Below are 19,797 nucleotides of genomic sequence, written 5' to 3'. Positions count from 1 at the left end.
GTGTGGGGTGTGGGGTGTAGGGTGTAGGGTGTGGGGAGAATAAAGCTGCCTTTTGCCTTTTGCCTTTTGCCTTTTGCCTTTTGCCTTTTGCCTTTTGCCTTTTGCCTTTTGCCTTTTGCCTTTTGCCTTTTGCCTTTTGCCTTTTGCCTTTTGCCTTTTGCCTCCTGAATTCAGCCAACCCTAATTACTATTGATGCGACTTAAAAAAGCTTGTAGGCGCTCGCTGTGGGGATTATTAAAAAAGGTGTCGGGATCGCCTGCTTCTTCGATCACACCTTGATTAAAGAACAAAACCTTGTTAGAGACTTCCTTAGCGAACTGCATTTCGTGGGTGACGACTACCATAGTCATACCGTCATTGGCCAATTGACGCATAACGTTTAACACTTCCCCGACTAATTCCGGATCCAGGGCCGAAGTGGGTTCATCAAATAAAATCACCTCTGGTTTCATGCAGAGACTGCGAGCGATCGCCACCCGTTGTTTTTGTCCTCCCGATAATTGGTCGGGATAAACATCGGCTTTTGGTGCTAATCCCACCTTTTCCAGATAATGAATTGCCGTATCCTTAGCCTCATTTTCCGAGTGGTGTAACACTTGCTTGGGCGCTAACATCAAGTTTTGCAAAACGGTGAGATGGGGAAAAAGATTAAAGTGTTGAAACACCATACTTACCCGGCTGCGTAACTTGCGGAGGACTGATTGATTTAACTTCGGGGAAGAGATGTCAATCCCCATCACCTCCAAGCGGCCGCCGTTAATTGTTTCCAAACGATTGAGACAGCGTAAAAAGGTACTTTTGCCGCAGCCAGAGGGACCGATTACCGATACCACGTCCCCTTGATAAAGAGTGCCTGTAACTCCTTTAAGTACCTCTAAAGAGCCGTAACTTTTGCGTAAACCTTCACTAACAATCACAGGGGTGGTAGTGGTCATGATGTCCTCTCGTAAAAAATTTTACATTCTGTATAAAAGTATCCAGATTAGTTTCTGCCAGATTGTATCCTTGACGACATTTTATCAAGAGGAATAATCATAATACTCAAATAGTCTCTCTACATCTGTCTTAGGTGGCAAGTAGGGCGAAATCCGTAACTTAATTGAGTAAAAAAATCAAGGAGAAAAAATTAAAAAATGATTAAATTTTGGCGAGGGCGGGCGGTACAGAGAGTTATCTTTGCCTTGTTAGGATTAGTCTTGGCGCTTGGATTAAGTGTTATTCCCGCTTTTTCCCAGACTCCTCCTAATCCTTTTCGAGTCGCCACAGAAGCAACTTTTCCACCCTTTGAATTTCAACAAGGGGGACAATTAACCGGGTTTGATATCGATTTAATGCGAGCGATTGGCAAGGAAGCCGATCTCAACATTGACTTTAGAAATTTACCCTTTGATGGCATTATTCCGGCTCTACAAGCGAGAACAGTGGAAGCCGCTATTAGTGGCATGACTATCACCGCCGAACGGGCCCAAGCGATTTCTTTTTCTCGACCTTATTTTAGGGCTGGTTTAGCGATCGCTGTTCGGGAAGATAATAAGACGATTAAAAATTTTGAAGACTTAAAAGGCAAAAGAATTGCCGTCCAAATTGGCACAACGGGAGCCTTAGAAGCGACAAAAATACCTGGAGCAGTGGTTAGTCAATTTGACTCGGCCGCTTTAGCTTTGCAGGAATTAATTAATGGTCGAGTTGAGGCGGTAGTTAACGATAAACCCGTGACTTTGTATGCAATTAAACAAGCAGGTTTAAGGAGAGTAAAAGTAGTCGGAGAATTATTAACAGAGGAATTCTACGGGATTGCTTTACCCAAAAATTCCCCCTATCTCCAGTTAATTAATGATGCTCTCGGTCGAGTCATAGAAAGTGGTCGGTACGATGCTATTTTTCGGCAATGGTTTGGAGAAAAACCGCCAGAATTACCCTTAGTTGCCCCAGCTTTAAATAATTTACAGGAATCAAGTTTTAACTGGGGAGAATTATTCTATAACCTGATTTTTAAAGGGGTTCCCTGGACAATTCTGTTAACGGTTCTGTCTTTTCTTTTCGGTTTAATCGGTGGAACTTTAGTGGCCATTGCCCTGATTTCTCCCTACAAATGGTTAAAAACAATTTGCCGCATCTATGTGGATTTCTTTCGGGGAACACCGATGCTGGTGCAATTATTCTTGATCTATTTTGGTTTGCCCGGGTTGTTCCGAGAAATTGGCTTAAATATCGACTTAGATCGTTTACCGGCGGCCCTATTTGCCCTAAGTTTAAATGTAGCGGCCTATTTAGCTGAAATTATGCGCGGCGGTATTCAATCGATCGATAATGGTCAATGGGAAGCTTGTTCTAGTCTAGGAATGTCCCCAGTGCAAACCATGCACGAGGTGATTTTTCCCCAAGCTTTTCGCCGGATGTTGCCACCCTTGGGGAATGAATTTATCACCCTAATTAAAGATACCAGTTTAGCGGCAGTAATCGGTTTTGAAGAGTTATTCCGGCAAGGTCAGTTAATGGTAGCCACTACCTATAAAGCTTTCGAGATTTATATCGCTGTTGCTTTAGTTTATTTGGTTTTAACTACCCTTTCCTCCGTGGTATTTAAGCGCTTAGAGATTTATATGGATCCCCTACATAAATCTAAACAGGAACAGAAAGCTTAGGGGCAACAGATGGGAACTGATAAGTAGGGTTTGCTGAATAAATGTGAAATATAGACGAGGTAAGTAGGTAGGCGTTAAAAATTATCAGACACCCCCCTAAGGGGCGCAGGGGGGATCGGCACCCCCCTTCCCAAAAAAACCAAAAACCTCCAAAAACCACCCCCAAATCCGTAGGGGCGCACCGCGTGCGCCCAAATCCCCCAAATCCCCCAAAAAAACCAAAAACCTCCAAAAACCACCCCCAAACCCGTAGGGGCGCACCGCGTGCGCCCAAATCCCCTGATTAACCCAATTATTGCCGGCGGGATAATTATTGCCGGCGGGATAATTATTGCCGGTGGGATAATTATTGCCGGCGGGCGAACGCAGTTCGCCCCTACAAAATCGACCCGCCTAAGGGCGGGAAAGAAAAGAAAAAAGAAAAAATAGGAAATGAGGGTAAAAAGGGAAAAAAAGAGAAAAAGGGTTACAGAGTCCTCCCAGCACCGCACACCACCCGAAAACCGACGCTGAGGTAGTAGCTGTCGCGGCGGAAGCTGATGAGGCGGTAAGCGGAACGGCAGCCATAAGGATAGTAGCACCAAGAACCGCCCCGCAGAGGAGAACGATTATCATCCCCATTTTTTATCCAGACACTGCGATCCGTCGGCGCACCATCATAATTATCGTGCCAAGTATCGGCACACCATTCCCAGACATTGCCGTGCATATCGTACAGTCCGAAGGCGTTTGGGGGAAACTGTCCCACGGGAGTCGTTTCTTCTCGATATTCTCCCTTCGCTTCCCCGGCGTAGGTTTTGCTGGCATTGTAGTTGGCAAATTTCCCGGTAATGGTTTCCCCAAAGTAAAACGGGGTGGTGGTTCCAGCACGACAAGCATATTCCCATTCTGCCTCACTCGGTAGTCGGTATTCCTGTTTTGTTTCCCTTGATAGTCGTTTACAGAATTCCGTTGCTTGATACCAGTTGACTCTTTCTACGGGTAGCTCATCCCCTTTGAAGCGAGAGGGGTTTGTCTCCAGGTCGATATCTATTTTAGCGGTTGCGGCGATCGCTTTCCACTGGGCCTGGGTGATGGGATAACGTCCCATGTAGAAAGAAGAAACGGTTACTCGATGTTGAGGTCTTTCCGCTCTAAATCCTTGCCAGTTAAATTTTTTCACCAGTCTTTCGATTTCCTCGTCTTCAGTTCCCATCGTGAATGTTCCCCCCGGTATGGCGACCATTTCTAAGGTGATGCCGTTGCCCAAATCTTCGCTGTAGTAGCGGGCGGTTTTGCTTTCGGGTGGGCTGACTTTACCATTGGGGTTGACAGTAAAGGTTTCAAAGGTAAAAGTTTGGGACTGAACTGGAAGTATCTGCTTAATCTGCTCCTCTTTATTGGGGGTTTTTGGATTTTCGGAAGTTAATTCAAGAGGGGAACGAGGTTTAATTCCTGTGATTCCCCAAATTAATCGCTCCATAGGTTTGGGAGACAAACGCCGAAAATCCACCCAAGTCATTCCCTCCAGAAAAAGTGGCAGCTCTGGTTGATCGGGCGCATTGGATAGCAGAACAGGTATGACTGGACACTGGTTCCTGACAAAGCGGCGTAAATAGGCTTCGATCTCCATCTGTTGCCAGGGGCCGATGCCACTTCCCCCCACAAAAACGGCGGCTGACTTGATGTTTTGAATCTGCTTCTCAAGTTCTCGCTGCCAAGGCAGTCCGGGTTGTAGTTCCCACTCATCTAGCCAAGGGGTTAGACCTTGTTGTTTGAGGGTTTCGGCAATCTTTTTAACTTCAGGTTTGTCCTGACCATTGTGACAGAGAAATACATCGAATTCCATTATTCACCCCTAGCCCCCTTCTCTATCGCTGCCATTCTCCCCTATCCTCTGACTTAAACACACGGTTTCCACGGTCTGGCCTGATTATCGCCCTACCAATTGGGTTCGGAGACCATCAGATCTCTACCTAATATTATCTCAAGACTAAAAGGTTTTCTATAGGCTTAACTGATAAACTATGAAGTTTGACTCGTTTGAATGGGATGAGAGCAAGCGGTGTTCTAACATAGAAAAACATAATGTGGACTTTGAGGAAATTCTCGATCTTTTCGATACTTTTCTTTACGAAATCCCAGATAATCGTAGGGGTTTATGGCGAAAAACGGACGATAGCGTTTGGGGAACTTGAAAAACAGGTCTATTGCCTTGTATATACCTTAAGAGGCAAATCGTGTCGATTAATTAGTGCTAGGAGGGCAAATGAGCGTAAACGAAAAGCGTATTACAGTTTTCTTAAAGGACGGTAGCCAAGAGAAAATCGTCATCGAGTCCGGCACGGAAAAACTAAAAGAGAGGGAACGTCTCAACAAGATGACCGAAGAGAAAATAGATCAAGCTGCCCGTTCCGATCCCGATGCGTTACCGGTAGAGGATGAGGAAATCTGGAAACAAGGTAGATGGGTAGGTCTTGAACCTTTACCTGAATTGGTTAGGACTTGCTAAAAAAGTAAGGGCGAAGCATTCGGACAGGAAATCTCCGGTTTCAGCGATGGGTTATACCCGAATGCTTCGCCCCTACAGGACTCTGCGATTATCGATTAAAGTCACCACCTGCCATCCTGACGTAATTGCCGATTACTCTTGACAAGTTGCTGGTTTTGTGCTTCTAGAAATTCCACCCGTGCCTGGGTGGCCTGCAATTCTTTGACTAATTCCCGATAGACCGAGAGGGGAACCGAGGGGCGACCGGTGAAACCCTGGGGTACTTGGGGGTAAATACGGGGCGTAGTGGTCATGAATCGACTAATTTAGGGCTTTTAAGCGGTAAAAATGCCCCACAGGACCGGTTCCGCTACCGATGGCGAGGGAATGCTCAAGGGCGTTAGTAACGTAATCCTTGGCTTTTTTCACCGCTATTTTCAGGTCATCCCCCAAAGCGAGGTTAGCGGCGATCGCTGCCGATAGAGTACAACCAGTCCCGTGAGTGTTATTGGTTTCGACGCTTCTGGTCTGAAAAGTTTCCCATTCCTGTCCATCAAAGCAGATATCAACCCCACGCAGCCGACCTTTCATGCCTCCCCCCTTCACTAATACCGGTGTGGCCGACTTCTGGAAAATAATTTCGGCGGCCGCTTTCATCGTCTCAAAATCATTGATCTCAATGCCACTTAAAAGCTGTGCTTCGTAACGATTAGGGGTAACAATCGAAGCTAGGGGAATTAAACTATTAAAAAGACTATCTATAGCCCGATCATCAATTAATTTGGCTCCTACCCGCGAAACCATAACCGGATCCACCACTAAACTGATTAAACGCCAGCGCTCGATCGCCTCGGCCACTGCTTCGATAATCTCGCTGCTGAACAGCATTCCCGTCTTGACCGCTGACACACCGAAATCCCTGACCACGGCATCGATTTGGGCCGTTACCATTTCTGGACTTAGGGACTCGACGCGCTCGACCCCTAGGGTATTTTGGGCGGTAATGCAGGTAAGGGCGCTGGTGCCGTGAACTCGGTGGAAGGCGAAGGTTTTCAAATCAGCTTGAATTCCCGCGCCGCCACCACTATCGGAACCGGCGATGGTGAGGGCAATGGCAGTCATAGGAGGTTAGCGATCAAAAGGACGACGACGTTGCAAGAATTCGGGGATATCTAATCCTGCGGGTTTTGCTGGTTCGGGAGTCGGGGCCGGACTGGGTGCGGGGGTATTGATCACCACCTTGTTACTGGTGGGACGAGAGGGGGAATCGCCAGAAAAACCGGTGGCAATGACGGTAATTCTGACTTCTCCCTGCATTTTCTCGTCAATTACTGCCCCAAAGATGATATTAGCGTTGGGATCAACCACCTCATAGATAATTTCAGCGGCGGCATTGACTTCGTGTAGGGTTAGATCTTGACCACCAGTGATGTTAAAGACCACACCTTTCGCCCCTTCGATCGAGGATTCCAGTAACGGTGAGGATATAGCCGCGATCGCTCCTTCCTTAGCCCGAGATTTTCCAGAACCGATGCCGATGCCCATTAGGGCTGAACCCGCATCGGCCATCACTGCCCGCACATCGGCGAAATCCACATTCACCAGACCGGGGATAGTGATAATATCCGAGATACCCTGTACCCCTTGCCGCAGCACATCATCGGCGACGCGAAAAGCCTCCTGTAGGGGAGTTTCGGCGGGTATTACCTGTAATAACTGGTTATTGGGGATAATAATCAGGGTATCGACCCGACTTTGTAAACCGCCCACCCCTTCATCGGCCTGATTAGTGCGACGACGACCCTCGAAGGTAAAGGGACGAGTCACAACTCCCACGGTCAAACAGCCGATTTCTTTGGCAATTTCGGCCACAATTGGAGCAGCCCCTGTTCCCGTGCCGCCGCCCATGCCGGCGGTAATAAAGACTAGATCGGTTCCTTCCAATGCTTGGGCGATTTCATCCCTGGACTCTTCCGCCGCTTTCTGTCCGATCGCCGGATTGCCGCCCGCCCCTAGGCCGCGGGTTAATTTTGTCCCGATTTGTAACCTCTGGGGGGCGGAGGAGTGGGCCAGGGCCTGGGCATCGGTGTTAATTGCCCAAAATTCGATTCCGGTCACGCCGCTGGCGATCATGCGGTTAACGGCGTTACAGCCCCCACCGCCGACCCCGATCACCTTGATCTTGGCGACATTGCTCGGCACGATGCGATTACTACGACTTTCTTCTCGGGGTGTCATCTGTGATTCATGGGGACGAGTAAATAATACTCCAGCATTATTCTGAGAGTAATGATTATCTTCGCTCATAGCTGAACTGGCATAATCGTTACTGTTCAGATTGGGATAGGTGGGAACGATTTCATTAATCGATGTCATTGGAATTGGAACACTCTTAGTACAAGATTCTGTTATTGGTTTGATGAATCTAAAGATGCAATGTTAACACTATCACTAATATTATGTCGGTTCCAGTATCTACATTATCAGTTTCTTGTTCATAAAATCATAATTTGGGGTTTTTGCCAATACCTAAAGGGAATAATTGCGTTTTTTTGCTGATAAATTCCAGTTAATCCCGACTGGTTGCCGCTACTTTGGCAACCATAGGGGCTGGCTGCGGTTTTAATTGTACAGTGGGAGCATCGGGATTGCTCAGGTCAATGTAGAGAATTCGCGCTAGAGGTATCTTGGATGACAATGGCCGTGATTGTACAAGAGCGGTTAATTTTTCGGGCAATCTATCTCTATAAAAACCTAAATAGACCTGTCCTAGTTCGGTTTTTAGTACAAGGTTACTAGGGTTACGCCAATCGATGGCGGTAACTTTAATCGATAAGTTATCAATTAAGGGATAAATTTTTTGCCACTGTTGTTGATATTGTCGGTCGTAACCAAGCACTTCTAGGCTAGGTAATTGGGTTTTGGGTAGAGTTCGACCATAATAGTTTTGAGGAATTATCGTTCCGGTGGCATCTAAAAAGCCTTGCTGTTGATGGGAACGCCAACGGGCAACAGGTTTTCTTTCTTGAATGGAAACAATCACTTTCGGGGGTAATAATTGCCGCTCGATCTTAACGTCGGCAATAGCGGGAATAGCCGCTAATTTTTCTCGCAATTGATGGGTGGGTAATTCCCAGATAGATAGAGGATAGCTTAATTTCAGCCAAGCGCGAATCGACTCGGACGAGATTAATTCCGTACCTGCGATTTCCACCTGTCCGTCCTTGGTAATTGTCCAATAGGGCGAAGTCATCCCCCAAGCTAATCCCGTCGCTAAACCACTAACCACCAGAAAGCGACCTAGAGCTTGCCACACCTTTGATCGCCTTTGGTGGCGCAGGTTTTGTCGTTTTTGTTCCAGGGAGAGGGAAGAAAAGATTTGATCGCTCATAGGGGAAATCCGGGACAGTTTTGCTGTTATCTTAGGTCGCGAGGTGGGCTGCTGGCAACTCGATCGCTACCCAAGTAATCAGTTTGACAAAGAAAGAGATAATAAATGTTATAACAGTAGTAGTCTACAGGCGTTCTTTTGTCTGTCTCCAATAAACCTAAACGCTACTTTTTGCCAAGATATTTCGACGGTCAGCCAGAAAGAGCGTTCCGGCAAGAACAGCCTAATTTATCCGAAAATTACCTATGGTTATCAACAAACGCGGACTTGTTCTCGGTGCTACAGCAGTGGTCCTGTCTACCGTCGCCGTCACGGGGGCGGGATTCCGTCTCTCCCAAAGTCAAGCTTTTTTTCAGGAAAGTCCCAAGGAAACCGTTGATGAGGTTTGGCAAATCATCAACCGCACTTATTTAGATGGCACTTTTAATCAATCGGACTGGAACGCCGTCCGCAATCAGTATTTAAATCGTTCCTACAAAAATCAAGAGGAAGCATACACCGCTATCCGCGAGATGTTGAAAACTCTCAATGATCCCTATACCCGTTTTATGGATCCCAAAGAGTTTAACAATATGAAGATCGATACATCGGGAGAATTGACAGGGGTAGGGATTCAACTGACCAAAGATGAGAAAACTAAGCAGTTAGTCGTGGTTTCACCCATTGAAGATACTCCCGCTTCTAAAGCTGGTGTGCTGCCTAAAGATGTGATTATCGCTATCGATGGTAAATCTACCGCAGGCATGGAACTGGAGCAAGCGGTGAGCATGATCCGCGGCAAAGTGGGGACAAGCGTTAAGATCACGATTCAACGGGGTGAGGAGAAGAAAGAATTGACTCTTACCCGGGCTAAAATTGAAATTCACCCAGTGCGGGCCCGCACGGAAAACACCCCGATCGGTAAAATTGGTTATATCCGTCTCAATCAATTTAGCGCCCAAGCTAGTGGCGATATGAGTCAAGCGATTCGCGAATTGGAATCTGAAGAGGTGAAGGGTTATATTCTCGATCTGCGTTCTAACCCCGGCGGTTTACTTTACGCCAGCATCGAAATCGCTCGGATGTGGATACCCGATGGTTTAATTGTCTCTACGGTCGATCGCAAGGGGGTGACGGAACGTCAACGGGCTAACAATCAAGCTTTGACTAATAAACCGCTAGTTGTCCTCGTCGATGGTGGTTCCGCCAGTGCCAGTGAAATTCTCTCCGGAGCTTTACAGGATCATGATCGGGCGGTTATTGTCGGTACGAAAACCTTTGGTAAGGGATTAGTGCAATCGGTACGCAGTCTCAGTGACGGTTCGGGATTAGCGGTGACAATTGCCAAGTATCTCACCCCCGACGGACGGGACATCAATAAAGATGGTATTCATCCGGATGTGGAGTCGGAACTGAGCGAGGAAGATCGCAAAAATCTTCAACAGGAACGGGATCAGGTGGGAACCTTCCAGGATCCTCAATTCAAGAAGGGTTTTGAAATCTTGGAAAAAGAAATCACTGAAGGCAAGAAAACGCCCACCAATACCGCTAAACAATAGGTTGACATTTGCCCGCTCGAATTAAACCCACCCGACGGGCGATCGCTTCTCCCCGCTCGGCAAAAGGACCCCAGTATTGACCATTGACTGGGGTTTTTCCGTTTTCTAGGGCTATAATCTGACAAATTCCCGTATTTTCCTGGACAATGTACCAGTTTTGTCCGCTATTATCCATAGATTTTTCTCCTTAATCCCTCTATTCCCTTGTTTATAGCGTCTCTCAATCCCGAAGTAAAAAATTTTTATCAACTTCTTGACAAAACCGGGGAGATAAATGCTAATATTAAAAAGGTCTGTCCAATGGGGATTAGCCAAGCGGTAAGGCAGCGGGTTTTGGTCCCGCCATTTCCTAGGTTCGAATCCTAGATCCCCAGTTTAGTATTTTTTATCCCTAATCCGCCAATGATCGAGAATATCCTTGATCAAAGCTTCCTTTAGCCAAATACGACCGATAAGCGTCAGGGGAACCGCTAGAAATAGCCCTAAAAAGCCAAAAATCGAGGCGAAAAACAACTGGGCCAACAGGGTAAAAGCGGGTAAGAGCTTGAGCGACTGCACTGTTAAAATGGGCAGCGGTGAATGACGGTCGAAATATTGAATTAACAGATAAATACTGCTGTAGAGTAGTAAAACCGCCCAGGGTTGCCAAGGAGATTCCAGAAGGGCGATAGAAAAGGGTAAAATCGTGCTTAAAACTGGTCCGAGGTTGGGGATAAAGGTGAGAAATCCTGCCAGAATAGATTGGGAAAAAGCGAGGGGAATGCCGATCAGGGATAGACCTAGGCAACTGCCCAAGGTCATAATCAACATATGACAGAAAATCCCTTTTAGCCAAGCTTTTAAATCTCGATCGCAATGTTCTAGGATCGATCGTACCCTAGGACGGTAGAAAGCGGGAAATAAACGCAGAAAACAACGGTGGTAAGCGGCAGGATCGGCGAGAATCATCAAGCTCAGGGCAACAATTAGCAGTAAGCTGAGGATAATGCCGAAAGTACCGTAAAAAATGCTCAAACCCCGGCCAGCAATTTGGTTAATCAGGGGTTGTAATTGAGCCAGCAGGGTTTTAAAGTCTGGAAAGACACTGGCCAAACTAGGATCGAGATAATCCTCAAGACGATGCACTTGTCCCCAGAGTCTTTCTATAGCTTGGGGCAGTAAACTAAATAATTGGCGAAATTGTTGGACTAAAGCGGGTATAATTACCACAAAAATACCGATAATACCAATAAAGAAGCCAAAAAGAGTAATAATTAGGGCGTGGGAACGCTTGAGGTGATGACGCTGCCACCAAGTGACAGCTAAATTTAAAATCTGCGCCAGAAGAATCGCCATCAATAGTAATAAGAGAATCTGTCGAATCTGCCAGAGAATCAGCAGACAAAAGACTAACAGGACTAAACCGAGGCTGCTGCCAAAAGTCATGATGAGTAAGGAGAAAAATTCCTAATCAGTTATTGTCCGTCTCCAGAGGGCAAAAACCGTGAGCAGAAAAGGAGTAAAAACCAGAATTAAAGTGTTAAGAGGACCAGGAGCGATCGATAATAAAGGGGCAAGATATTTAATTCCCAGGGAAATTAAAGCCGATATCAAGATTATTTTGATAATAAAGCCGCTCATAGATGAATGTTTAGGGGACACCAGCACTATCTTATCCCTGAAGAGGTTAAAAATTGGTCAAAATGTGGAAATCATCCCCCATCAGTTTTATTAATACTAGGGCGAAGGGGCTAGATTTTCTGGGGGAGGTCGGTTCCGAGGGAAGAGGAAAGTATGAGACAATGGAAAGAAAAGGCTCAGTCAATTAACTAGAGATATTCATTGCTAGGATTTAAGACTTAATAGCAAGGATCAATCTTGACAGCAGATAAGATTTACCCTGTCCACCTCCTCTATCGTGCCGCCAACAGTCACCGTGATCACATTAACTCTTTTACACCCCAGTCAAGCCACACCTCTACAACATTGGCAATTTGACAATGATCAATCAACCATTCTCATCGGCAGGGCGCTGGATAATCATGTAGTTCTCTATAGTGCTGTGGTTTCGAGGCGGCACTTAGAAATCCACCGTAATGATCGCGATGATTGGGAATTGGAAAATTTAGGGGCAAATGGGACGTTTCTCAATGGCAAACCGATCAAGAAAACCACTGTCGTTGATGGTATGGTGGTTCGTTTAGCCGCCTCCGGCCCGCAAATTCAAATTCGTCTCATTGATGAGGACGAGCAACCAAAATTAATCCTCAAATCCCTAGAGGCTCCTTTGGTGGGCAACCAAACTCAGCCAGAAAAGGATACTATCGCCAGCTAGAAAATATTAAATTTTTATAAAGTTTTTTCAATTTCCCTAACAAAATGTAAAAATAGATACAGAATAAGAAATAAAATCTTCTAGCTTGCTGTCCCTAAATAGGGACGACAAGGGGGATTAAAGTCACTTTAAAGCATTGCAGGGAGTCAGTGATATTATGTTAGCCTATCGAGGAGTTAAGTACGAAAGGGATTCTCTCCCCTTGGAGATGAAGACCGGAGATATCGGGGGTAAATACCGAGGTCAAGACTGGAATCACCATTATCCTCGCCATATGCTCCAATTAGAGCCGAAACTGCATCGTCAGTATCGTGGAGTTGCCTACAGCACCCGTCCTCATCTTGCTGGACAAGTCACCCCGAACACTTGTCCGTTGCCGGTTGTCAAACCCCCTATTGTCGTCCAAGAGGAAACCCTTTCTAGCGTCCATCTGAGCAATATTCGTCTTCGTCTGGAACGTCGTTTACAAATCGCTCAAGAGAATGGGGATGAAACCCTCGTTAATCTCTTGAAAAAAGAATCCCAAGACTTAGCCTTAAACTGCTAGATTAGCGGTTTTTCTCCACTTTCCCCTCGGTTCTGCCGGGGGGAATATTTTTGGGCGCAAAAATGCCTAAATCTTCCCCCCGCTCACTCCCAGGGCCGGCACTTTTTGATTTTAAAAAAGCCTCAAGATATTATCCAACAAGATTTTTAGATTTTTTCAGCCAACCCTAGTTAGGAGCTTACAAGCTTTTAATTATATTAGGTCGAGGTCTATTTTAGTTTGGGTTCGGATTGGGGTGTTGTATTATTTCCACAACATTTTTGATACCTTGAATAAAAGTTTGAAAACTACGGGATTTATTTTCAGTTAGGGAAAGATGGGGGGCAATCTGTTTAGAGTGGGTTCCTGCATAATACTCTTTTACTAGCTTTTTTAATTCTTGTTTGGCCGAGTTAAGCAGGTCTGGTTCTCTGTATTTACTTTTATTTTGTTTTTGGCCGAGACTATTTAAATTAAGTAGCTGGTTATAATTAAATTAAAAATGGATTTTAGGTTCGATCCCCCCTGCCCCCCTTGATAAGGGGGGTGCCGATAGGCGGGGGGATCTGATAATTTTTAACGCCTACCTACTTATAGGCCTTGGCTACCGCTGCTAAATCTCCCAGAAACCAAGATTCTAATTCATGGCAAATAATCCGAATTAAGACTTGAGTATCACTGGCATTTTGACAAATTTGCCCTAGTTTCTTTTTGAGTTCTTGACAATCGTGGGAGTCCTGATCATGGACAATAATAAATTTGGTATTGGGACTAGATTTCTTGAAAGCTTTGAGTTTTATAGGAATAGATTTGGCTAGGTCTTGTTTGCCTTGATGACTAATACATTTATACCTTATTTCTGGGGGAATAAGTTTAGGCAAAAGTTCTTCTAACACATTTTTTATAGATGACTATTCTAGCAAAAATACGATATCATAGTTCATTGGGGTTCTACTCCTTTAAACCAGCCTTGATTCCAAAGATAGCCGGGTAAATCGCCTTCCGCTACTAAGTTTTTGAGGATTTCGCTATCGGCAGCCCTATGGATTTGGGTGATACCTTGGGATTTAATTAGCCAGAAAATACTAGCTAGTGGAACCGCGTTGATAAAATCGGGAGAGTGGCTAGAAACAAATACCTGACCCCCCTGATCGCTATAGTGGGCGAATTCTTCGGCTAGTTCTTTTAATAAAGTAGGATAAAGTTGGTTTTCTGGTTCTTCGACACAGAGTAGGGGATGAGGATTGGGATCGAATAGTAATATTAAATAGGCGAACATTTTCATAGTCCCGTCAGAAACATAGCGATCAATAAAAGGGTCTTTAAAGGCCTGATCTTGAAAACGTAAAATCAAGCGACCGTCTTCGGTTTCTTTGGCTTCCACAGAGGAAATACCCGGAACTCTTTGTTTCATTTTTTCGAGAATTTGCTGAAAAATTGTGGGATATTGTTGATAAATATATTGAGCAACTGTAGCTATATTGTCGCCAGTAGGGGATAAGTGTTCAGCATAAGATATTTCTTTACTTCCTCTAGCTTCGCTAATATGAAAGTCAGAAACGTGCCAATTTTCAATCAGAGAACGAAAGGCTGTAGCGGCTTTAAAACGTTGAAATTGTCCTAATCCTTTGATTGCTAGTATATCGTTAGATTCTAGCTGTTGTTCTTCTCGATCGAGTTCTTTATCCGGTTTACTAAAATCTTCTTCGTTGGTGATAGCATATCCTTGACCAAGTTGAAAATCTAAAAAATGAAAAGGTTTACCGTGTTCACCCCGTTTATAGCGAAGTATTTCGCGTTTGATAACAGGGCGATTTTTGTTTTGTCCAATTATAAGTATATAAGTAACCAGACGTTCTGTATCTAAGATTTTCATGCGAAATTGCAGCTCGATTTCAATATTTTCCTGTTCTTGACCTCTAGTGATAATTTCTCTATAACCGCCGCGAATTTGTAAGGCTTGGCGAATGTTATTTTTGAGGGCATCTCGCAGAAACCCAAAAATATCAAATAGAGTAGATTTTCCCGTGCCGTTAGCTCCAATAATCACGCAAAAAGGGGGAATATCTCTTATGTGTATGTTTTTAAACATACGATAGTTTTTTATTTTAATAGAAACAATTTTCATGATATAATCGAGCAGTTATAGTTTTTTTGATTATACGATTGATCAGGTGAAGATAACTGATCAATTAGCCAAAAAAGCCAGAGATTAGACTCTCTGGGAAATTGGGGTATAAATCAGCTAGAAATTAGAGAGGCAAGCTCAACCGCCTGAGGAAGGGACAAGAAACCAGACTCAAGACAAGTTGCCCAAAATAGCGTAAATTGTCTATAAATTTGTTCAACGACTTAAATTAGTACAAATGTTTGACTGTATTATCATCGGTGCGGGACCAGCAGGAGCGACGGCGGGTTATCATCTAGCTAAAAAGGGACGATCGATCCTGATCCTCGATAAAGCGAAATTACCCCGTTATAAACCCTGTGGTGGGGGGGTATCCCCGGCAATTAAGCAGTGGTTTGATTTTGATTTTACCCCCGTGATCGAGAATACCGTCACCCAAGTACAGTTTACCTGGAAACAGGGGGATGCCGTCACCACTAAGTTAAATATGCTAGAACCGATGTGGATGGTACAAAGGGATCGTTTCGATGATTTTTTAGGTCAACAGGCGATCGCAGTCGGGGCAACTATCCAAGATAACAGCGAAGTTACCCAGATCAAATTCGTTCAAGATCACTGGCAAGTTACCACATCCCAAGGAACATTTTCAGGTAAATATCTGATTGCTGCCGATGGTGTTAGGGGCAATACCAGTCGCTGGTTGGGATTACCAGCAAAAAACCAAGCGATCGGGGCTACTCTGGAAATTACTAACGCAGAAGGGACTATTCCCACCAAAAAAGCTTTTTTTGACTTTGGTTCCCTAAAAAATGGTTATATCTGGGCTTTTCCCAAGTCTAATGGTTACACAATTAGCGGTGCTTGTTTTAAGGGCAGCATCAAATCCGAGGAGCTAAAAAAACAACTGTTAAATTATGCCCGTCAAAAAGGCTGGAATTTAGAGGATTATCGCTATAGTGAGTATGCTTTAGCCCTTTGGAATGGAAATCAACCGCTACACGCCCAAAATGCCTTAATTGCAGGGGAAGCGGCGGGTATTCTCGATCCGCTCATCGGAGAGGGTATCCGTCCGGCAATTTTGACGGGAGTTAAGGCAGCCGAGGCGATCGATCGAGCTTTAGCCGGAGATAATCAGGCTTTAGCGGGCTATAGTCGGATAATTCGGGAAGAATGGGGGGAAGATATGGCTTTAGCGGCTAAATTAGCCGGTTTATTCTATCAATTTACCCAAATCGCCTACAATGTCGCCGTTAAACGCCCGATCGCCGGTCAACTGATGGGACGTATTCTCGTGGGAGATTTAAAATACCGGGATGTTACGGAACAAGCGATGCAACAATTGAAAAAGCTTTTACTGCCCGGATTCGGTTGGGGATAACACCTCGCGCACTAGGGTGGGGGTGACTCGATCGCTAATGGTGACTTGGCCGATTGCCGTTGGTAAAATAAATCTAACCTTGCCATCTTTAACCTTTTTATCGGCAGTGAGAGCATTGACCATCTCATCGGCATTTAAAGGCGGAATACGGGTTTCTAAGGCGGCTTTTTCGATTAGATCGGTTTGACGTTGATTTTCCCCGGCGGTCCACATTCCCAGTTTAACAGCGATCGCTCCTGCCGCCACCATCCCCAGGGCCACCGCTTCCCCGTGGTTAACGCTAGTATATCCCGTTAAACTTTCAATGCCGTGGGCGATCGTGTGACCATAGTTTAAGATCGCCCGCAAACCCGCTTCTTTTTCGTCTTTGCTTACCACATCTGCTTTAGCTTGGCAAGACTTTGTAATAATTGTTTGCAATAGCTCGCCATCGATCTGAGAAAAACTGGCTAAATTGTCCGAGTCTTCTAACTGTTGAAATAACTCAGCATCCCAAATTACACCATATTTAATCACTTCTGCCATTCCAGCCCGAAATTCTCGCACGGGTAGGCTTTTAAGCACGCTAGGATCGATCAGAACTAATTTCGGTTGATAAAACGCCCCGATCAGATTTTTGCCCTGGGGATGATTAACGCCAGTTTTACCCCCGATGGAAGCATCCACCATCGCTAACAGGGTGGTGGGAACTTGGACAAAATTAATGCCCCGTAACCATGTGGCTGCCGCAAATCCCGTCATATCCCCGATTACACCACCACCGAGGGCAACCATAGTCGAGGAACGTTCCAACCGGTGAGCGAGGGCGCTATCATAAACTTGGGCGATCGAATCGAGGGTTTTATAATTTTCGCCGGCGGGGATCAGATGAGTAAAAACGGCAAATCCCGCTTTTTCTAGAGAATTAACGGCTATATGCCCGTAATACTCAAAAATTTCGGGATTAGAAACCAATAAAACCTTTTTACCTAAGCTTAACTGGCTCATTTCTGCACCGAGATTAGCTAAACTGCCCTTCTCGATCAGAATATTATAGGAGCGATCGGGTAAATTAACGGGAATACAAATAGCCATAGGGTGTGGGGTGTGGGGTGTGGGGTGTGGGGAAGTGGGGAAGTGGGGAAGTGGGGAAGTAAGGTGTGGGGGAATGGGGAAGTGGGGAAGTGGGGAAGCTGTCTCATCACCCTATCACCCCAAAACCCTATCACCCTATTTCCTGACGACCGACTCCTGACTCCCGATAGCCAAAAAGATGATCGGTTATGGGCGCAGCTTAGTCAACTCCAAGAGCAGACGACAGGATAAAAAACAGATAAAGCTCTCTCCCAGAAAGAGACTTAATTGCCAAGCGTCAGCGATCAAGTCTGTGGATAATTGTAGGGGAACTAGGCCGCGGACTAGGGCAAAAGCTGCCACTGTACCATCTTTGAGATGGGGATTATCGTCGTTACGGACGACATAACGATAGGTGACACCGAAGAGAAATCCGCTAATTATCGCCCCGGATATCTTGACAAAAGCGCCAATTAGTGTGAGCGATTCCCCTAACAATAGTCGATCAACAATTAAAAATAGCAGATAGGGAACCAGGAAAGCCAGTGCTGAGATACTCCCCACCTGTATGGATTCGATTCTTTCCTTGAGCGTAATTTGCATGATCGCCTCTCTAAAACGGAGTCACTGATGAAGTATTATAAATTGAGTAGTTATCTCCTAAGTATTTCGTTTAACAAAGGCAATTATGGATATTTTGACACTTGGTTGGGTTAGCATTCTCGCCCTGTTCACTTGGTCGATCGCCATGGTGGTTTGGGGTCGTAACGGTTTCTAGGTAATCTATAGATACCATGGAAACATCCTTGATTCTCAACACTCTCTTTCTAGTCGCCTTAATTCTCCTCGTTATCGTCAGTGGTGGCATTCTCTACCTGACGACTACAGAATGGCGCGATCGCCGTCGTCAAGATGGCGATAAAAAATTAGGAAAATAATCCCGAACAGGTGTACTTAATTACGCCTGTTTTTCCTTTACTATGATTAAAATACTGCACTTATCGGATATTCACATGGGGAGCGGTTTTTCCCATGGGCGTTTAAATCCAAAAACGGGATTAAACACGCGTTTAGAGGATTTTATGGGCAGTTTAAGCCTCTGTATCGATCGGGCTATTGCCTCCCCTGTGGATCTAGTGCTTTTTGGGGGAGATGCCTTTCCCGATGCCACTCCCCCTCCTTTTGTTCACGAAGCTTTTGCCAGTCAATTCCGTCGTCTTGCCGATGCTAAGATCCCGACGGTGTTATTAGTGGGTAATCACGATCAACATTCTCAGGGTAATGGCGGTGTCAGTCTCTCCATCTATCGTACCCTAGCGGTGCCTGGTTTTATTGTTGGCGATCGCCTGACCACCCATCGCATCACCACCCGCAACGGCGATATCCAAGTAATTACTTTACCCTGGTTAACCCGCGCCACTCTCTTAACCCGTCCCGAAACCGAGGGTTTATCCTTGAGTGGGGTAAATGAATTGTTAATTAACCGTTTGGAACCAGTTTTAGAAGGAGAAATTCGCCAATTAGATACAAGCGTACCAACAGTTTTATTAGCCCATTTAATGGCCGATAGAGCTAGTTTAGGAGCAGAAAGATTTTTAGCAGTTGGTAAAGGTTTTACCGTGCCTTTATCCCTGCTAAATCGTCCACAATTCGAGTATGTTGCCCTCGGTCATGTTCACAAACATCAAAATCTTAATCCTAGCAATGATCCGCCTATTGTCTATCCGGGGAGCATCGATCGAGTGGATTTTAGCGAGGAAAAAGAAGATAAGGGCTATGTTTTAATAGAAGTGGCTAAAGGAGAGGTTAAATGGGAATTTTGTCCTTTACCCGTGCGTACTTTCCGTTCCATCGAAGTGGATGTTTCCCAGGCAGCAAACCCCCAAAAAGAATTGCTAAAAGCTCTCAAAAAACATGATATTCAGGAAGCAGTTATCCGTTTAGTTTATAAAATTCGCAGTGAACAATTAGAACTAATTAACACCAATCAGCTTGACGAGGCTTTAAAAACTGCCCATAGTTATAGTATTCGGGCGGAATTAATTAGTCAATTAACCCGTCCCCGTTTACCGGAATTAGGGGTGGGTAATCAATTAGATCCGATGGAGGCGTTAAAAGCTTATATCGACAATAAGGAAGATTTGCGCGATATTGTTGATGATATGTTAGAGGCAGCCCAGCTTTTATTAAATCAACAGCCAGAAATTTGGCTAGAGGAAGAAACCTCGATTTAGCTATCAGTTATCAGTTATCAGTTATCAGTTATCAGTTATCAGTTATCAGTTATCAGTTATCAGTTATCAGTTATCAGTTATCAGTTATCAGTTATCAGTTATCAGTTATCAGTTATCAG

General features: G+C 45.1%; 24 protein-coding genes and 1 tRNA gene. 12 read left to right on the top strand and 13 right to left on the bottom strand.

Annotated features, from left to right (window positions below; translation table 11 throughout):
• Positions 1 to 180: 180 nt before the first annotated feature.
• The gene (locus tag IM496_RS09310) at positions 181 to 936 is read right to left on the bottom strand and encodes an amino acid ABC transporter ATP-binding protein (RefSeq protein ID WP_185239601.1); all 756 of its coding nucleotides are present in this window, start codon (positions 934 to 936) and stop codon (positions 181 to 183) included.
• 198 nt (positions 937 to 1,134) lie between these two features.
• On the opposite strand from IM496_RS09310, the gene IM496_RS09305 reads away from it, so the two are divergent.
• Positions 1,135 to 2,646 (top strand): ABC transporter permease subunit, encoded by a 1,512-nt coding sequence (locus IM496_RS09305; protein WP_194015313.1) that lies wholly within the window; start codon positions 1,135 to 1,137, stop codon positions 2,644 to 2,646.
• 466 nt (positions 2,647 to 3,112) lie between these two features.
• Here IM496_RS09305 and IM496_RS09300 read toward each other — a convergent pair whose 3' ends face one another.
• Positions 3,113 to 4,474, bottom strand: a complete 1,362-nt coding sequence (locus tag IM496_RS09300; RefSeq protein ID WP_287661794.1) for an SUMF1/EgtB/PvdO family nonheme iron enzyme — start codon at positions 4,472 to 4,474, stop codon at positions 3,113 to 3,115.
• A gap of 178 nt (positions 4,475 to 4,652) precedes the next feature.
• Here IM496_RS09300 and IM496_RS09295 point away from each other — a divergent pair, with 178 nt between their 5' ends.
• The 3 genes from IM496_RS09295 to IM496_RS09290 are packed head-to-tail and all read left to right on the top strand — an operon-like array spanning position 4,653 to position 5,137.
• Positions 4,653 to 4,823 carry a BrnT family toxin gene (locus tag IM496_RS09295; protein WP_228009598.1) on the top strand — a complete coding sequence of 57 codons (171 nt, stop codon included), beginning with the start codon at positions 4,653 to 4,655 and terminating at the stop codon, positions 4,821 to 4,823.
• Positions 4,747 to 4,941 (top strand): BrnT family toxin, encoded by a 195-nt coding sequence (locus tag IM496_RS22370; protein ID WP_353737633.1) that lies wholly within the window; start codon positions 4,747 to 4,749, stop codon positions 4,939 to 4,941. Before IM496_RS09295 ends, IM496_RS22370 begins: the two co-directional genes overlap by 77 nt.
• Positions 4,895 to 5,137, top strand: coding sequence for a hypothetical protein (locus tag IM496_RS09290; RefSeq protein ID WP_194015325.1), 243 nt, complete (start codon positions 4,895 to 4,897; stop codon positions 5,135 to 5,137). Before IM496_RS22370 ends, IM496_RS09290 begins: the two co-directional genes overlap by 47 nt.
• 101 nt (positions 5,138 to 5,238) lie before the next feature.
• On the opposite strand, the gene IM496_RS09285 is transcribed toward IM496_RS09290, so the two are convergent.
• From IM496_RS09285 to IM496_RS09270, 4 genes are all read right to left on the bottom strand, one after another.
• A complete protein-coding gene (locus IM496_RS09285) occupies positions 5,239 to 5,430 on the bottom strand; it encodes a hypothetical protein (protein WP_287661793.1) in 192 nt (63 codons plus the stop codon).
• Positions 5,431 to 5,437: 7 nt separating this feature from the next.
• Complete coding sequence (thiD, locus tag IM496_RS09280) at positions 5,438 to 6,238, bottom strand: bifunctional hydroxymethylpyrimidine kinase/phosphomethylpyrimidine kinase (RefSeq protein WP_287661792.1); 801 nt, start codon at positions 6,236 to 6,238, stop codon at positions 5,438 to 5,440.
• Between the two features lie 6 nt (positions 6,239 to 6,244).
• Positions 6,245 to 7,492 carry a cell division protein FtsZ gene (gene ftsZ / locus IM496_RS09275; protein WP_287661791.1) on the bottom strand — a complete coding sequence of 416 codons (1,248 nt, stop codon included), beginning with the start codon at positions 7,490 to 7,492 and terminating at the stop codon, positions 6,245 to 6,247.
• 193 nt (positions 7,493 to 7,685) lie between these two features.
• The gene (locus IM496_RS09270) at positions 7,686 to 8,507 is read right to left on the bottom strand and encodes a cell division protein FtsQ/DivIB (protein ID WP_287661790.1); all 822 of its coding nucleotides are present in this window, start codon (positions 8,505 to 8,507) and stop codon (positions 7,686 to 7,688) included.
• A gap of 245 nt (positions 8,508 to 8,752) precedes the next feature.
• Between IM496_RS09270 and ctpC the strand changes: the two genes are divergently transcribed.
• Positions 8,753 to 10,045: a carboxyl-terminal processing protease CtpC gene (ctpC, locus tag IM496_RS09265; protein ID WP_194015331.1), complete on the top strand. Its 1,293-nt coding sequence runs from the start codon at positions 8,753 to 8,755 to the stop codon at positions 10,043 to 10,045.
• Here the strand turns inward: ctpC and IM496_RS09260 are convergent.
• Positions 10,035 to 10,220: a hypothetical protein gene (locus tag IM496_RS09260; RefSeq protein ID WP_194015333.1), complete on the bottom strand. Its 186-nt coding sequence runs from the start codon at positions 10,218 to 10,220 to the stop codon at positions 10,035 to 10,037. The two genes, ctpC and IM496_RS09260, sit on opposite strands and share 11 nt — an antisense overlap.
• A 126-nt stretch (positions 10,221 to 10,346) precedes the next feature.
• Here IM496_RS09260 and IM496_RS09255 point away from each other — a divergent pair.
• A tRNA-Gln gene (locus IM496_RS09255) sits at positions 10,347 to 10,419 on the top strand.
• A 1-nt stretch (position 10,420) separates the two neighbouring features.
• Here the strand turns inward: IM496_RS09255 and IM496_RS09250 are convergent.
• Together IM496_RS09250 and IM496_RS09245 are read right to left on the bottom strand one after the other, a co-directional pair.
• A complete protein-coding gene (locus tag IM496_RS09250) occupies positions 10,421 to 11,470 on the bottom strand; it encodes an AI-2E family transporter (RefSeq protein ID WP_194015335.1) in 1,050 nt (349 codons plus the stop codon).
• 21 nt (positions 11,471 to 11,491) lie between these two features.
• Positions 11,492 to 11,665, bottom strand: a complete 174-nt coding sequence (locus IM496_RS09245) for a hypothetical protein (protein WP_199309408.1) — start codon at positions 11,663 to 11,665, stop codon at positions 11,492 to 11,494.
• 295 nt (positions 11,666 to 11,960) lie between these two features.
• Between IM496_RS09245 and IM496_RS09240 the strand changes: the two genes are divergently transcribed.
• Positions 11,961 to 12,359 (top strand): FHA domain-containing protein, encoded by a 399-nt coding sequence (locus IM496_RS09240; protein WP_104398311.1) that lies wholly within the window; start codon positions 11,961 to 11,963, stop codon positions 12,357 to 12,359.
• A gap of 154 nt (positions 12,360 to 12,513) precedes the next feature.
• A complete protein-coding gene (locus IM496_RS09235) occupies positions 12,514 to 12,906 on the top strand; it encodes a DUF4278 domain-containing protein (protein ID WP_194015343.1) in 393 nt (130 codons plus the stop codon).
• Between the two features lie 566 nt (positions 12,907 to 13,472).
• Here IM496_RS09235 and IM496_RS09230 read toward each other — a convergent pair.
• Together IM496_RS09230 and IM496_RS09225 are read right to left on the bottom strand one after the other, a co-directional pair.
• On the bottom strand, positions 13,473 to 13,781 hold the full coding sequence (locus tag IM496_RS09230; RefSeq protein WP_287661789.1) for a DUF4276 family protein: 309 nt from the start codon (positions 13,779 to 13,781) through the stop codon (positions 13,473 to 13,475).
• A gap of 44 nt (positions 13,782 to 13,825) precedes the next feature.
• Complete coding sequence (locus IM496_RS09225) at positions 13,826 to 15,013, bottom strand: AAA family ATPase (protein ID WP_353737632.1); 1,188 nt, start codon at positions 15,011 to 15,013, stop codon at positions 13,826 to 13,828.
• A gap of 238 nt (positions 15,014 to 15,251) precedes the next feature.
• Between IM496_RS09225 and IM496_RS09220 the strand changes: the two genes are divergently transcribed.
• Positions 15,252 to 16,391 carry a geranylgeranyl reductase family protein gene (locus IM496_RS09220; RefSeq protein WP_287661787.1) on the top strand — a complete coding sequence of 380 codons (1,140 nt, stop codon included), beginning with the start codon at positions 15,252 to 15,254 and terminating at the stop codon, positions 16,389 to 16,391.
• Here IM496_RS09220 and aroB read toward each other — a convergent pair.
• On the bottom strand, positions 16,365 to 17,465 hold the full coding sequence (aroB, locus tag IM496_RS09215; RefSeq protein WP_287661786.1) for a 3-dehydroquinate synthase: 1,101 nt from the start codon (positions 17,463 to 17,465) through the stop codon (positions 16,365 to 16,367). The two genes, IM496_RS09220 and aroB, sit on opposite strands and share 27 nt — an antisense overlap.
• 186 nt (positions 17,466 to 17,651) lie before the next feature.
• Positions 17,652 to 18,047 (bottom strand): hypothetical protein, encoded by a 396-nt coding sequence (locus tag IM496_RS09210; protein WP_194014215.1) that lies wholly within the window; start codon positions 18,045 to 18,047, stop codon positions 17,652 to 17,654.
• An 85-nt stretch (positions 18,048 to 18,132) separates the two neighbouring features.
• Here IM496_RS09210 and petN point away from each other — a divergent pair, with 85 nt between their 5' ends.
• Genes petN through sbcD form a run of 3 tightly spaced genes read left to right on the top strand, consistent with a single transcriptional unit; the run spans position 18,133 to position 19,678 of the window.
• A complete protein-coding gene (gene petN / locus IM496_RS09205) occupies positions 18,133 to 18,222 on the top strand; it encodes a cytochrome b6-f complex subunit PetN (protein ID WP_012265708.1) in 90 nt (29 codons plus the stop codon).
• Positions 18,223 to 18,238: 16 nt separating this feature from the next.
• Positions 18,239 to 18,382 carry a hypothetical protein gene (locus IM496_RS09200; protein WP_002736416.1) on the top strand — a complete coding sequence of 48 codons (144 nt, stop codon included), beginning with the start codon at positions 18,239 to 18,241 and terminating at the stop codon, positions 18,380 to 18,382.
• A 42-nt stretch (positions 18,383 to 18,424) separates the two neighbouring features.
• Entirely contained in the window at positions 18,425 to 19,678 is a 1,254-nt protein-coding gene (gene sbcD / locus IM496_RS09195; RefSeq protein ID WP_287661785.1) for an exonuclease subunit SbcD, read from the top strand.
• Positions 19,679 to 19,797: the final 119 nt, after the last annotated feature.

The sequence above is a fragment of the Microcystis sp. M049S2 genome, assembly GCF_020245625.1.
GTDB lineage: Bacteria > Cyanobacteriota > Cyanobacteriia > Cyanobacteriales > Microcystaceae > Microcystis > Microcystis ichthyoblabe_A.
The sequence above is the reverse complement of the archived record's forward strand: the minus strand, read 5'-3'. Positions and strand labels throughout refer to the sequence as shown.